The organism is Pseudomonas sp. F-14 TE3623, assembly GCF_053629015.1.
In genome coordinates this window covers 6,514,380-6,527,292 of record NZ_JBRJHM010000001.1, presented here as the reverse complement: position 1 = coordinate 6,527,292, position 12,913 = coordinate 6,514,380, and the positions used below count along the sequence as shown (strand labels likewise).

Here is a 12,913-nt window from a genome sequence, read left to right as displayed (position 1 = left end):
GGGCGGGATCAGTGACGCGGGTCGAAGTCTTCGCTGAACATTTCGTCTTCGGCATCCGGGCTCACCGGAATCTTGTGTTCTTCCGACGCCCAGGCGCCCAGGTCGATCAGTTTGCAACGGTCTGAACAGAACGGCCGGAACTTGTTTTCGGGGCTCCATTCGACAGGGGCGCCACAGGTTGGGCAATCGACGGTTGGGGTTTGGCTCATGACTGGCCTCCACGCAAAGTAAGGTAAAAGTGATGCAGGCGTTCGACCTCGCTGTGCAGCCAGGCGAGGTCGCGGTCGTTGACTACCACATCATCGGCATGGCTCACGCGGTCCTGTCGGCTGGACTGGGCCTTGAGGATCGCCTGGACCTGCTGTTCGCTGGTCTGGTCACGCTGCAGGGTGCGTTCGATCTGTAACTGTTCCGGGGCATCGATCACCAAAACCCGTTGGGTCATGGCGTACTGCCCGGACTCGATCAGCAGAGGCGAAACCAGAATCGCGTAAGGCGATTGTGCCTTGGCCAGATGGTGGGCGATCTCTTCGGCGATCAGCGGATGCAGCAGCGCTTCGAGCCAGCGGCGTTCATCCGGCACTTCGAAGATCAGCTTGCGCAGCGCCGCGCGATCCAGTTGGCCATCGGCTTGCAGCACGCCGGGGCCAAAGTGCTCGGCGATCTTCGCCAGTGCCGGGCGACCGGGTTCGACCACCCAGCGAGCCGCATGATCGGCGTCCACCACGTGCACGCCCAAGTCGATGAAGTGCTGGGCGGCCGCGCTTTTGCCGCTGCCGATGCCGCCGGTCAGGCCGAGAATCCAGGGTTTTTCCACAGGGGTATTCATTTCAAACCGACAAACTGCCAATAGAAGCCGGTTATTTGACCACCCCAGAGCAAGGCAATCCAGCCGGCAATGGCCAGATAGGGGCCAAAGGGCAGCGGAGTCGAGGTTTTTGCGTCCCGCAGGCGCAGCAAAATCACCCCGATGATGGCGCCCAGCAGCGATGACAGCAGGATGGTCAGCGGCAGGATCTGCCAGCCGCCCCAGGCGCCGAGCATCGCCAAGAGCTTGAAGTCGCCGTAGCCGATGCCGTCCTTGCCGGTGATCAGCTTGAACAGCCAGAACACCGTCCACAACGCCATGTAGCCGGCCACCGCGCCCCAGAGCGCGTCATGCAGTGACACGAAGAGCCCGAAGCTGTTGACGATCAACCCCAGCCATATCAACGGCAGCACTAGCACGTCCGGCAACAGCTGGTGTTCGGCGTCGATCAGGCTCATCGCCAACAGACCCCAGCTCAGGACCAGCACCATGCAGGCCTGCCAACCGAAACCGAAATGCCAGGCGACGAACGCCGACAGCACGCCGCAGGCCAGTTCGGTGAGCGGGTAACGTTTGCTGATCGGCGTCGCGCAGTTCGAGCATCGCCCACGTAAAAACAGATAACTGAGCACGGGAATGTTTTCCCAGGCTCGAATCCGATGGCCGCAGTCGGGGCACTCGGAGTGAGGCAGTATCAGGTTGTAAGCCGGGCCGGGGGCTTCGGGTGGTAAATCCAGGACGTCATGGGCCTGCAGGCGCCATTCACGCTCAAGCATTTTCGGCAGGCGCCAGACCACCACGTTGAGAAAACTGCCGATCAGCAAGCCGATCACCGATGCGGTGATCACGAAGGCCAGCGGGTTGAGACTCAGAAATTCGTTCAGGGACATATCAGATCGCTGAGCCAAGTTGGAAGATGGGCAGGTACATCGCAACCACCAGGCCGCCGACGATAACCCCCAGCACCACCATGATGAAAGGCTCCATCAGACTGGTCAGGTTGTCGACCATGTTATCCACTTCGTCCTCATAGAAACTCGCGACTTTGTCGAGCATGTCGTCCAGTGCGCCGGACTCTTCGCCGATGGCCGTCATCTGGATTGCCATGTTCGGAAAGATACCGGAGGTGCGCATGGCAAAATTCAGCTGCATGCCTGTGGAAACATCCTGCTTGATGCGTAACACCGCTCGCTTGAACACGATGTTGCCGGTCGCGCCTGCCACTGAATCCAGGGCTTCGACCAGTGGCACCCCGGCGGCAAATGTCGTCGACAAGGTGCGGGCGTAACGGGCCACGGCGGACTTGTACATGAGCGCGCCAACCAACGGCAGTTTCAGCAGCCAGGTGTCCATCCGGTCCCGAAAGCCCGGGGACTTTTTAAAGGCATGGCGGACGCCGAAGACCACCGCGCCCAGCATGCCGAGCACCATCCACCACCAGGCCTGCAGGAACTCCGACAAGCCGATGACCATCACGGTGAACCCTGGCAGCTCGGCGCCAAACCCCGAGAACACCGACTCGAACTGCGGCACAACCTTGACCAGCAGAATACCGGTCACAATGATCGCGACGAACACCACCGCCAGCGGGTAGGTCATGGCTTTCTTGATTTTGGCCTTGAGGCTTTCGCTCTTTTCCTTGTAGGTCGCCACCCGTTCCAGCAGGGTATCCAGAGCCCCGGCCTGTTCGCCGGCATCCACCAGGTTGCAGTACAGCTCATCGAAGTACTGGGGTTTTTTGCGCAGGGCTGCGGCGAAGCTGTTACCAGCCGCGACTTCCTGTTTCACCTCGTCCACCAGCTTGCGCATGTTCGGGTTATCGAAGCCTTCGCCGATAATGTCGAACGATTGCAGCAGCGGTACGCCGGCTTTCATCATGGTCGCCATCTGCCGGGTAAACAGGGCAATGTCCAGGGCCTTGATGCGTTTGCCGGCACTGAAAATGGACGCGGTTTTTTTCCGCACCTTGCCCGGGTTGATCCCTTGCTTGCGTAACTGGGCCTTGATCAGCGCGGGATTCTGACCGGTCAATTCACCGGTCATTTTGGTGCCTTTTTTGTCTGTGCCTTCCCAGGCATATACGCTGATTTTCGCTGCTTTGACCGCCATGTTCAGTCCTTGGTGACCCGATTGATTTCTTCAAGGCTGGTGATGCCTTGCATGGCCTTGAGCAGGCCCGAAGTACGCAGGTCGTTGAAGCCGTCCTTACGCATCTGGATGTCGATTTCCAGTGAATTGCCTTCGGCCATGATCAGCCGTTGCAGGTCTGGGGTGTTCTTTACCACTTCATAAATCCCTACTCGCCCTTTGTAACCGCTGTTGCACTGATCGCAACCGACCGGTTCATAGATCGTGAACGAGCCAATGCGTTCCTCGGGAAAGCCTTCCTTGAGCAAAGCCTCGCGGGGAATCTCGATCGGCTTTTTGCAATGGCTGCACAGTTTACGCGCCAGGCGCTGGGCGATTATCAGGCTGACCGAGGTCGCGATGTTGAACCCCTGAATCCCCATGTTGTGCAAGCGGGTCAGGGTTTGCGCGGCGCTGTTGGTGTGCAGTGTGGAAAGCACCATGTGCCCGGTCTGGGCGGCCTTGATGGCGATTTCGGCGGTTTCGAGGTCGCGGATTTCACCGACCATGATCACGTCCGGGTCCTGACGCAGAAACGAGCGCAGCGCCTGGGCGAAATCCATTCCCTGCCTGGGATTGACGTTGACCTGGTTGATGCCTTCCATGTTGATTTCTACCGGGTCTTCGGCGGTGGAAATATTGATGTCGACGGTGTTGAGGATGTTCAGGCCGGTATAGAGCGACACGGTCTTGCCCGAGCCGGTGGGGCCGGTCACCAGGATCATTCCCTGTGGCTGCTTGAGAGCGGCCATGTACAGGTCTTTCTGGTCGGGTTCGTAGCCGAGGGCATCGATGCCCATTTGGGCACTGGATGGGTCGAGGATCCGGATCACCACTTTCTCGCCCCACAGGGTTGGCAGCGTGTTGACCCGGAAGTCGATGGACTTGCTTTTGGACAGGCGCATTTTGATTCGCCCGTCCTGGGGTTTGCGCCGCTCGGAGATGTCGAGACTGGCCATGACCTTCAGCCGCGAAGCAATGCGGTTGGCCAGTTGTGTCGGTGGCCTGGCGACCTCCCGCAGCATGCCGTCGGTGCGCATCCGCACGCGGTAGATTTTTTCATAGGGTTCGAAATGCAGGTCGGAAGAGCCGCTCTTGATCGCGTCGAGCAACATCTTGTGGACGAAGCGCACCACCGGCGCGTCATCGGCATCCTGGCCTACGATAGAGTCCTGTTTCTGCTCGTCGACCGACTCGATATCCAGCCCATCGAGATCGACGTCGGCCATGTCTTCCAGGCCGGTGGAGTGGTTGTCGAAGAATTTTTCGATGGCGTCGCTGAGCTTGTCTTCCTCCACCAGAATGGCTTCAGTACTCAGCCCGGTGCTGAACTGGATGTCGTTGATGGCTTGATGATTGGTCGGGTCGGAAATCCCCACGAACAGCTTGTTGCCGCGCCGCCAGAGGGGCAGGGCGTGGTGCTGACGGATCAGCTTCTCACTGACCAGCCCTCGGGGTTGGGTGTCCTTGTCCAGGCAGTTGAGGTCCAGCAGGGCCATGCCGAAATGCTCCGAGGCCACCTCGGCGACCTGCCAGCTTTTCAGCAGTTTGTTTTGCACCAGATAGCTGACCAGCGAGATTCGATTGCGTTGGGCTTGTTGATACGCCTGTTGCGCACTTTGATCAGTGATCAGCTCGGCCAGCACCAATTGCTTGGCCAGACCGCTAAGGGCAATGTCATTCATTGGGATACCGGACGCAGACAGTTAATGACTTATAGCCTAGTCAAGCAGTGGAACCAAACCAGCCGGGGTGAGGTGACAAAAAGTGTCAGATAATGCGAATCCTTGGAGTAGGAAAGGTCTTTGCCTCGATCTCGCGCCTAGCAGGCAGGGGCGCGCGTGGCTTGGCATGACCTGTGCTGTGCCTTGTTCAGATCATGAGATTTCGACTCATGCATGGAGCCTGTCTATGAAAAATCAAAAAGGTTTTACCCTGATCGAGCTGCTGATCGTGGTGGCGATCATCGGGATTCTGGCGACGTTTGCGTTGCCGCAGTATTCGAAGTACCAGGCGCGGGCGAAAGTAACCGCTGCTCTTGCAGAAATCTCGGCACTGAAGGTGCCTTTCGAAGACATCATCAACCAAGGCACTAACCCTACCCTCGATCTGATCGGCGGTAAGCTGACCACAGGTAATTGCACGATTTCAGCAACGGGTACCGCCGCTGACGGTGCAGGTACTATTGGCTGCATCATTCTTAATGCCCCAGGGCCGGTGCTTAGCAAAACCATCACGCTTACGCGCACGCTCGCTGGCGGCTGGACTTGCGCCACGACGGTTGAACAGGAATATGCGCCCAAAGGCTGCACTGGCGCTGCCGCTGCTGGCGCCTGATCCATAGTCATCCTGCCAATGCCCCGCGTTTCACGACGCGGGGCAGTTTTTTACTCGTCATTTGTGGGTCGATTCAATAATCAAGAAAATCCCCGACAATTCATGGCCTTAGGCCTGCGCTAAAACCCGCATGTTGCATGTAGATAATTTCGCAGTCATGCAATTTACATGATTTCGAAAATTGCCGTTGTTTTTAACTAATTGATTTATAAGCATTTATTTTTTATCGGGCAGTTGGCACAACGTTCGCACTATCTCCTGTAACCCTGCTGACAAGACACGCAGCAGACTTTCCAGAAATACAGGAGTTACTCGTATGAAGAAGTTCGCTATCGCTGCCGCTACTGCTACCGCGCTGACCCTGACCATGGCCAACGCTGCATTTGCACAGACCACCCAAGCGACTCAGGCACCTATGATGCTGGCCGCCGGTGAAGTTACTGAAGCGAAAGAGGATGTTTCCGATACCTGGATCACAACCAAAGTCAAAGCAGACTTGGTCACCGAAAAAGGCATCCCAGGCACCGACATTAAAGTCGAAACCAACAAAGGCGTTGTTTCCCTGTCTTCCATGACTGTTCTGACAGACGCTCAGAAAACAACCGCCGTGGCTATCGCCAAGAAAATCAAAGGCGTCAAAGATGTGTCCGCTGACGGCCTGAAATCCGAGTAAGGCAAGGCTTCTCGCCTGGACCGGGAGAAGGTGCGGTAGACGGGCCGAGTCATACGTCTGCCGCGACTTGAGAGTTCATGCGAAGGCCACAAGGACGTGGCCATTACAGGCCCCGGCATTCGTGTCGGGGCCTGTTCTATTGCGGGCTACGCAAAAACAACTGTGGGAGCGGGCTTGCTCGCGAATGCGGTGTATCAGTCAACATTGATGCCGACTGACACACCGCATTCGCGAGCAAGCCCGCTCCCACATTGACTGGCACCCACATTGGTTTGTGGTGGATTTAATTGCCGCGCTTGCTGGTGATTCGAACCAACCGGTTGCCTTCAAAGCGCAGGTACTGGTACATCCCGCTGTTGGGCCCGTAGGTCCATTCCTCGACCTGAAACTCTTCCCGCCGATTGGCGCTGCGCTTGTAGCCCAACACGTCGCGGGCAATGGGCTCTCCGCATTTTTGCAGCACTTCGCCGGACCTGTCCCCGACGCTGATCAATTGACTGCCGCATCGCAAGGTATCGGCCGCCGCAGCCTGACCGACAGCCAACCCCAGGGCCAGGCTCAGAAGCCAGCGAGCGCCCATCACTCGGCATCCAGATGCATGGGGGTGATAACGCGGCCATCGCTTTCTGCCTCACCGAGGCTGGCGTCGATGAAGTACACGCGGTCATCGGCCAACTGACCCTTGTCCACCAGATAATCCTTGATGCTGCTGGCCCGTTCTTGCCCCAGTTGACGCAACAGCACCTCGCTGGAACTCCAGAACGCGATCACGCCTTCACGCATTTTTTTGCTGCGTTCTTCCTTGCCCAGATCCTTCCATTCGGCGGGCGGCTGAGTCTTGAGGCGTGTTCGGTAGATCCCTTCAAGCAGCGGGCCTTTCTCGTTGTCCGGCACTTTCAGCAACGACGCCTGAGCCGGCACTTTGTCACCGCGGCGCTGGAGCATTTTGTAGTAGTTGTACTGGTATTCCCGTTCCAGACGTTGCTCGGCAATCAGCGGGCCATCGCTGGTCTTGGCGGCGGTTCCTTCGATTTCCAGGCGCAGGGCCGGACGTTCCTTGAGCGCCTGGGACAATTTGACCAGCGCTGTTTCAGCGTCTTTGCTCAGGTCGCTTGAACCCGGTGCAAATGCCACGGTGCCCAAGTCTTCCGAACCACCGCCGCTCACCAGCCCGCCAATCATTTTGAATGGCGCTGCGGCTGCTTTCACGATCAGGTTGCGCAGGGTCTGCCAGATAATAGGCATGACACTGAACTGTGGGTTGTTCAGGTCGCCGCTTACCGGCAGTTCGATGGAAATCTTGCCGTCGACATCCTTGAGCAAGGCAATTGCCAGTTTCAGCGGCAGGCTCACCGCGTCCGGGCTGTCGACCTTTTCACCCAGTTGCAACTGCTCGACCACCACTTTGTTTTCGGCCAGGAGCTGGCCGTTGGTGATCTTGTAATGCAGGTCGAGATTGAGCCGGCCCTTGCGGATACGGTAACCGGCGAACTTGCCGGAGTAGGGCGTCAAGGTCGTCAATTCCACCCGTTTGAAACTGGTGGCGATGTCCAGGCTGGCCATCGGGTCGAACGGGTTGACCGAACCCTTGATGGTCACCGGTGCATAGCGGTCGACCTTGCCTTTGACGTCGACACTGGCCGGTTTTGCCTGGCGGCTGTCGATGGTGCCGATCTTCCCGTTGAGCTGTTGAACAGCTGTGGCGAAGTTCGGGGTCAGGCTGAAGTCGGCGAAGTTTGCCGAACCGTCATTGATGGCAATGCCGCCAATGTGGATGCCCAGCGGTTTTTCTTTTCCGGCTGCCGGTTTGGCCGCGGTGGCTGTGGTGCCGGAATCGGCCGGTTGCGGGATCAGCAGGTCATCGATGTTGGTGGTGCGGTCATCGTTGATCATGAAGCGCGCATAAGGCTGGAACAGGTTGACCTTGTCGATCGACAGGCTGTCGCCATGTTGATAATTCACACCTTCGAGCACCAACTGTTGCCACTTGAGGAAGTCGCGGGTTTTCAGGGTGTCGAGGGTGTGCAGTTGATCGACCTGGGCGCGGCCGGTGACGTTGAACGCCAGCGGCTCAGTGCTTTTCAGGTCGACGGCCAGATCACTGCCAAGCATGCCGCTGCGCAGCTCGAGACGAATGAACGGGTTGATGTAGGACTGGGCGACGCGCAGGTCGATGTCCTTGGTCTGCACGTTCAGTTTGGCGCTGATCGGAGCCAGATTGACCACGCCATCCGCGGTGATCTTGCCTTGCTTGCCCACACCGGTGTCGAGCTTGAGGTTGAAAGGTGAGCCATTGAGGCTGTCGAAATTTTGCAGGTCCAGGTTCAGTGGGCCAAGCTCCAGCGCCACCTCCGGTTGTGCCTTGCGGTCGGCCAGGTGCACCTGATAATCACGCAGCTGCACGTCTTTGAGCAGCACCTGCCAAGGCTTGTTCGGCGCAGGCTTTGGCGAATCGGCAGCCGCTGGTGCGCTGATTGGCTCGGCATTGGCTTTGGCGGCCGCCTTGGACGGCTGATTGGCGAACAGTTTTTGCCAATCGAGTTGCCCATCGGCCTCAAGGGCGGCCCAGGTTTCCAGTTTCTGACTGCGAATTTTGCCGACCACTACTTGCTGTTTGGCCAGGTCTACGGTGGTTTCACTGATGTCCAGCCGCTCGAGCTTCGCCAGCGGTCGACCGTCCGGAGTCTTGATAGCGAAAGGCGCGACGCTGACGGCAACGTTGCTCAGCAGCAGTTCGGTTTCCTTGGCCAGGTTGAGTTTGTAGTCGGTGCTGAGGCTGACGACGCCGTCTTCGAGCGCGAGTGGCACAGCATCGCGCACATAGGGCCAAAAGGATTTCATCTTGCCATCGGTGATTTTCAGCTTACCTTCGGAGGCGATCGGGATCAGGCTGAAGTTACCGGTCCAGTCGATCTGTCCACCTGCCGGGCCGACGGCCACCAACGTCATGTCGGCGCTGTCTTCGGGCAGGGTGCTGAGGTTTTTCAGTTCGAAATCGAGTTTGTCGTAGAGAAATTCGATGGGTTCGCTGGGCCGTGCATCCTCGAAATGGACGGAGCCGCTGGCCAGTTTGATCCGCTCCACGCGCAGCGGGAATGGTTTGGCGTCCGGATCGGCCGGAGTCGGCTCGCTGGCGGGGATTTTGAACAGGCCGAGCAGGTTGAGTTTGCCGTCCTTGCCGAAAAGGATTTCGGTCTTGGGTTTGTCCAGTTCGATATCGGACAAGTGCAGCGCCTTGGTCCAGAGACTATCGATCTGCAGGTTGGCGTACAGACGTTCGAAGCCCACTTGCTCCTTGCCCGGCTCGCCGATGACCAGCCCCCAAAGAGTGACTTCAAGGCTGAACGGGTTGAGTTCGATCCGCGAAATCGTGGCGGGCGTCGTGGCGTAGTTGGCCAATTGTTGGTTGGCAATCCGCAACGCGATACCCGGCAGAATCAGAAACCCCAGCAGGCTGTAAAGAGCCAGGGCAGTCAACAAGGCGCCGATAGCGCGAATCAATCCTTTGGGCATGTGCGGCTTCATTTGTCGGAATCGGAGTGCCTTGGAGTATGGCATGCGTTTGCGGTTCCGAAGCAACCAGGCTTTATAGGATTTATCTGATTATCGGTGCGGATTTTCAGAGCTGCAGGATCAGTGTTTTCAGTGGCGGCTGCTGATCCATCGACGGGAAATCGCTGCCCGGCGTCAGCACGCTCCACTCACGCACCGGGCGCCCGGCCTTCTCTGCGCAGCGCAAAACCTGCTCGCGCCAATCATCCATGCTGACCTTCGCCAGGTTGTTGCAGCAGATCAGCACGCCATCGTCAGCGGTGGTCAGCAGCGCCGGTTTGAGCAGGCTCTGGTAGTCACGCAACAGGTCGACTGTGCCGAAAGCACTCTTGGCCCAGGCCGGAGGATCAAGCAGCACCAGATCGTACTGACGTGGGTCCAGACGTTGATAGCTCGGCAGTTTCTGGCCGCGACGCTGGCTGATCGGCAGACCGGCCAATTGACGAATCGCCGGGAAATAATCGGACTGGATGAATTCCATCGTCGGCAATTGCGGGTTGAGCAGACCGTTCTCGCGGCCGACCGCCAGATTGCCTTCGGCAAAATCCAGGTTGCATACCTCACTCGCTCCACCCGCTGCGGCGCTGAGGCCGACGCCACAGGTGTAGGCAAACAGGTTCAGTACACTTTTGTTTTTGCTGTGCGCCTTGACCCAGCCGCGAGCGTTGCGCAGGTCGATAAACAGCAATGGGTCCTGGCCGGCGTGGCGCCCGCGAACCCGGTAGTTCAGTCCCCATTCGTGACCGATCAAATCTTGCAGGGCGGCTTCGTCGGCGCGGTAGACGGTGTCTTCGCGGTCGATGCGCGAGTTGCCACGGGAACGGTCGTTGTAGACCAGCAGGGTGTCGAGGCCTAGCTGCTGATTGACGATCTCATGCAGTTGCAGCAGGGCGTCACGCTCCAGTGCCTGATGAAAACTCTGCACCAACAGTTGCGGACCGTAGCGGTCGATGGTCAGGCCGCCGGCGCCTTCCTGGCTGCCGTGGAACAGGCGATAGCAATCGGTGCCCTGCTGATGCAACTCGGCAAGCAGGTCCTGACGATGATCGAGGGCGGCGCGCAGCGCCTGATTCAAGGAAGACATGCTAAGCGCCTTGCAGGAGGGAATTGGGGGCGCGGGAGTTTAACAGCTATGGGCTTTGAGTTTTGTGGGCAAATGTGTGGGATGTGGTGGCTGTGAGGGCGTCTTCGCGAGCAAGCCCGCTCCCACACAGGATTGATGAACGACACAAATTCACTGTGGGAGCGGGCTTGCTCGCGAAGCTTTTAAGCTCTTTCGATGGCCAATGCACAACACGGGCTCATTGGTTCAGCCGCTGATCGATCAACCCTTGCACCACACTCGGGTCGGCGAGGGTCGAGGTATCGCCCAGGCTGTCCAGTTCGTTGCAGGCGATCTTGCGCAGAATCCTGCGCATGATTTTGCCCGAGCGGGTTTTCGGCAGGGCCGGAGCCCATTGGATCAAGTCCGGTTTGGCGAAGCTGCCGATTTCCTTGCTGACATGCGCCAGCAATTGTTTCTTCAGTTCGTCGTTGGGTTCGGTGCCATTCATGGGCGTGACGAAGGCATAGATGCCCTGGCCTTTGACGTCGTGGGGGTAACCGACCACGGCGGCCTCGGCGATGCTGTCGTGCAGCACCAGCGCGCTTTCAACTTCGGCCGTACCGATGCGGTGCCCGGAGACGTTGATCACGTCGTCGATGCGCCCGGTGATCCAGTAGTCGCCGTCCTCGTCGCGACGTGCACCATCGCCGGTGAAGTAATAGCCGGGGTAGGGCTTGAAGTAGGTTTCGATCATCCGTTTAGGGTCGCCGTAGACGCTGCGGATCTGCGCCGGCCAGCTGGACTTGATGGCCAGTATGCCGCTGCCAGCGCCTTTGATTTCCTTGCCGTGTTCGTCGAGCAGTACCGGTTGCACGCCGAACATCGGTTGAGTAGCGCAACCGGGTTTGATCCGTTGGGTGCTGACCAGCGGGCTGAGCATAATGCCGCCGGTTTCGGTCTGCCACCAAGTATCGACAATCGGGCAGCGCTGCTCGCCGACCGTATTGAAATACCACTCCCAGGCTTCCGGGTTGATCGGCTCACCGACGGTGCCGAGTAACCGCAGGCTCTCGCGGGACGTTTCCTTTAACGGTTCGGGGCCTTCGCGCATCAGCGCACGCAGGGCGGTTGGAGCGGTGTAGAAGATGTTCACATGGTGCTTGTCGATCACCTGCCAGAAGCGCGAGGTGCTGGGGTAGCTCGGCACGCCTTCGAAGATCAGCGTGGTCGCCCCGTTGGCCAGCGGCCCGTAGACAATGTAGCTGTGGCCGGTGACCCAGCCGACATCGGCGGTGCACCAGAAAACTTCACCGTCGCGATAGTCGAGCACGTACTTGAAGGTCATGGCAGCTTGCAGCAAGTAGCCGCCGGTGGTGTGCAGCACGCCTTTGGGTTTACCGGTGCTGCCGGAGGTGTAGAGAATGAACAGCGGGTCTTCGGCGTCCATCGGCTCTGGCGGGCAGTCGTCGCTGACGTCGCGCAAAGCCTGGTGGTACCAGATGTCCCGATCGTCGACCCAGTTAACCTGGCCTTGGGTACGTTCGACCACGATCACGGTGTTCACGTCGGGGCAGCTTTGCACCGCCGTGTCGACGTTCTGTTTGAGCGGCACGAATTTACCGCCGCGCACGCCTTCGTCGGCAGTGATCACGGTGCGGCAATCGGCGTCGAGGATCCGGTCACGCAGCGAGTCCGGGGAGAAGCCGCCGAACACCACCGAATGAATCGCGCCGATCCGCGCACAGGCGAGCATGGCGTAGGCGGCTTCGGGGATCATCGGCATGTAGATGCACACGCGGTCGCCTTTCTTCACGCCACGGCTTTTGAGCACGTTGGCCAGTCGGCAGACGTTGTAATGGAGTTTTTTGTAGGTGATCTGGGCGGATTCGGCGGGGTCATCGCCTTCCCAGATGATCGCGATTTGATCGCCGCGTTTTTCCAGGTGACGGTCGATGCAATTGTAACTGACGTTTAACTGTCCACCAGCGAACCAGCTCGCCTCACCGGTTTTCAGGTCGTAACGCTGGACGGTTTGCCACGGTGCGCTCCAGTCGAGAAAGCGTGTGGCCTGTTCGGCCCAGAAGGTGCTGGGGTGCTCGATGGATTGGCGGTACAGGCGTTGGTAGTCGTCTTGACTTAACTGTGCAGCCCGGCGGACGGCATCGGCTTTGGGGAACGTGCTGATATCGAACATGACGGTTCCTTATTCTTGTTACGACAAGTAATAAAGATGCGCCCTGTGAATTTTGAGTTCAAGTGTACGTAGAACCAATGTGGGAGCGGGCTTGCTCGCGAAAGCGGTGTGTCATTCAACATTGGTGTCGACTGATACACCGCTTTCGCGAGCAAGCCCGCTCCCACAGGGTCAGTG

General features: G+C 58.6%; 11 protein-coding genes. 2 read left to right on the top strand and 9 right to left on the bottom strand.

Annotated elements, in window-relative coordinates; translation table 11 throughout:
• Nucleotides 1-8: 8 nt before the first annotated feature.
• From yacG to pilB, 5 genes are read right to left on the bottom strand one after another with little or no spacing between them, the layout of a single operon-like run.
• Complete coding sequence (yacG, locus tag AB7M29_RS30150; protein ID WP_077750267.1) at nt 9-209, bottom strand: DNA gyrase inhibitor YacG; 201 nt, start codon at nt 207-209, stop codon at nt 9-11.
• Complete coding sequence (gene coaE, locus AB7M29_RS30145; protein WP_052967650.1) at nt 206-829, bottom strand: dephospho-CoA kinase; 624 nt, start codon at nt 827-829, stop codon at nt 206-208. The genes yacG and coaE overlap by 4 nt, the downstream gene beginning before the upstream one ends.
• Nucleotides 826-1,698, bottom strand: a complete 873-nt coding sequence (locus AB7M29_RS30140; protein WP_454248617.1) for a prepilin peptidase — start codon at nt 1,696-1,698, stop codon at nt 826-828. The genes coaE and AB7M29_RS30140 overlap by 4 nt, the downstream gene beginning before the upstream one ends.
• A 1-nt stretch (nt 1,699) precedes the next feature.
• Nucleotides 1,700-2,917, bottom strand: coding sequence for a type II secretion system F family protein (locus tag AB7M29_RS30135; protein ID WP_454248616.1), 1,218 nt, complete (start codon nt 2,915-2,917; stop codon nt 1,700-1,702).
• A 2-nt stretch (nt 2,918-2,919) separates the two neighbouring features.
• Entirely contained in the window at nt 2,920-4,620 is a 1,701-nt protein-coding gene (gene pilB / locus AB7M29_RS30130) for a type IV-A pilus assembly ATPase PilB (protein ID WP_454248615.1), read from the bottom strand.
• A 226-nt stretch (nt 4,621-4,846) separates the two neighbouring features.
• Here pilB and AB7M29_RS30125 point away from each other — a divergent pair, with 226 nt between their 5' ends.
• Nucleotides 4,847-5,272, top strand: coding sequence for a pilin (locus tag AB7M29_RS30125; RefSeq protein ID WP_454248614.1), 426 nt, complete (start codon nt 4,847-4,849; stop codon nt 5,270-5,272).
• A gap of 316 nt (nt 5,273-5,588) precedes the next feature.
• Nucleotides 5,589-5,945 carry a BON domain-containing protein gene (locus AB7M29_RS30120; RefSeq protein WP_123721427.1) on the top strand — a complete coding sequence of 119 codons (357 nt, stop codon included), beginning with the start codon at nt 5,589-5,591 and terminating at the stop codon, nt 5,943-5,945.
• Nucleotides 5,946-6,228: 283 nt separating this feature from the next.
• Here the strand turns inward: AB7M29_RS30120 and AB7M29_RS30115 are convergent, their stop codons facing one another.
• The 4 genes from AB7M29_RS30115 to acs all read right to left on the bottom strand — a co-directional run bounded on the left by AB7M29_RS30115 (nt 6,229) and on the right by acs (nt 12,736).
• A complete protein-coding gene (locus AB7M29_RS30115; RefSeq protein WP_454248613.1) occupies nt 6,229-6,525 on the bottom strand; it encodes a DUF2845 domain-containing protein in 297 nt (98 codons plus the stop codon).
• Entirely contained in the window at nt 6,525-9,503 is a 2,979-nt protein-coding gene (locus AB7M29_RS30110; RefSeq protein ID WP_454248612.1) for a DUF748 domain-containing protein, read from the bottom strand. Before AB7M29_RS30110 ends, AB7M29_RS30115 begins: the two co-directional genes overlap by 1 nt.
• A gap of 61 nt (nt 9,504-9,564) precedes the next feature.
• Entirely contained in the window at nt 9,565-10,581 is a 1,017-nt protein-coding gene (locus tag AB7M29_RS30105; RefSeq protein WP_454248611.1) for a class I SAM-dependent rRNA methyltransferase, read from the bottom strand.
• A gap of 217 nt (nt 10,582-10,798) precedes the next feature.
• A complete protein-coding gene (gene acs, locus AB7M29_RS30100; RefSeq protein WP_217858677.1) occupies nt 10,799-12,736 on the bottom strand; it encodes an acetate--CoA ligase in 1,938 nt (645 codons plus the stop codon).
• Nucleotides 12,737-12,913 lie beyond the last annotated feature (177 nt).

Excerpts from the sequence above, each read along its gene's own strand:
- yacG (WP_077750267.1), bottom strand. The coding sequence starts at position 209 with ATGAGCCAAACCCCAACCGTCGATTGCCCAACCTGTGGCGCCCCTGTC.
- coaE (WP_052967650.1), bottom strand. The coding sequence starts at position 829 with ATGAATACCCCTGTGGAAAAACCCTGGATTCTCGGCCTGACCGGCGGC.
- AB7M29_RS30140 (WP_454248617.1), bottom strand. The coding sequence starts at position 1,698 with ATGTCCCTGAACGAATTTCTGAGTCTCAACCCGCTGGCCTTCGTGATC.
- AB7M29_RS30135 (WP_454248616.1), bottom strand. The coding sequence starts at position 2,917 with ATGGCGGTCAAAGCAGCGAAAATCAGCGTATATGCCTGGGAAGGCACA.
- pilB (WP_454248615.1), bottom strand. The coding sequence starts at position 4,620 with ATGAATGACATTGCCCTTAGCGGTCTGGCCAAGCAATTGGTGCTGGCC.
- AB7M29_RS30125 (WP_454248614.1), top strand. The coding sequence starts at position 4,847 with ATGAAAAATCAAAAAGGTTTTACCCTGATCGAGCTGCTGATCGTGGTG.
- AB7M29_RS30120 (WP_123721427.1), top strand. The coding sequence starts at position 5,589 with ATGAAGAAGTTCGCTATCGCTGCCGCTACTGCTACCGCGCTGACCCTG.
- AB7M29_RS30115 (WP_454248613.1), bottom strand. The coding sequence starts at position 6,525 with ATGGGCGCTCGCTGGCTTCTGAGCCTGGCCCTGGGGTTGGCTGTCGGT.
- AB7M29_RS30110 (WP_454248612.1), bottom strand. The coding sequence starts at position 9,503 with ATGCCATACTCCAAGGCACTCCGATTCCGACAAATGAAGCCGCACATG.
- AB7M29_RS30105 (WP_454248611.1), bottom strand. The coding sequence starts at position 10,581 with ATGTCTTCCTTGAATCAGGCGCTGCGCGCCGCCCTCGATCATCGTCAG.
- acs (WP_217858677.1), bottom strand. The coding sequence starts at position 12,736 with ATGTTCGATATCAGCACGTTCCCCAAAGCCGATGCCGTCCGCCGGGCT.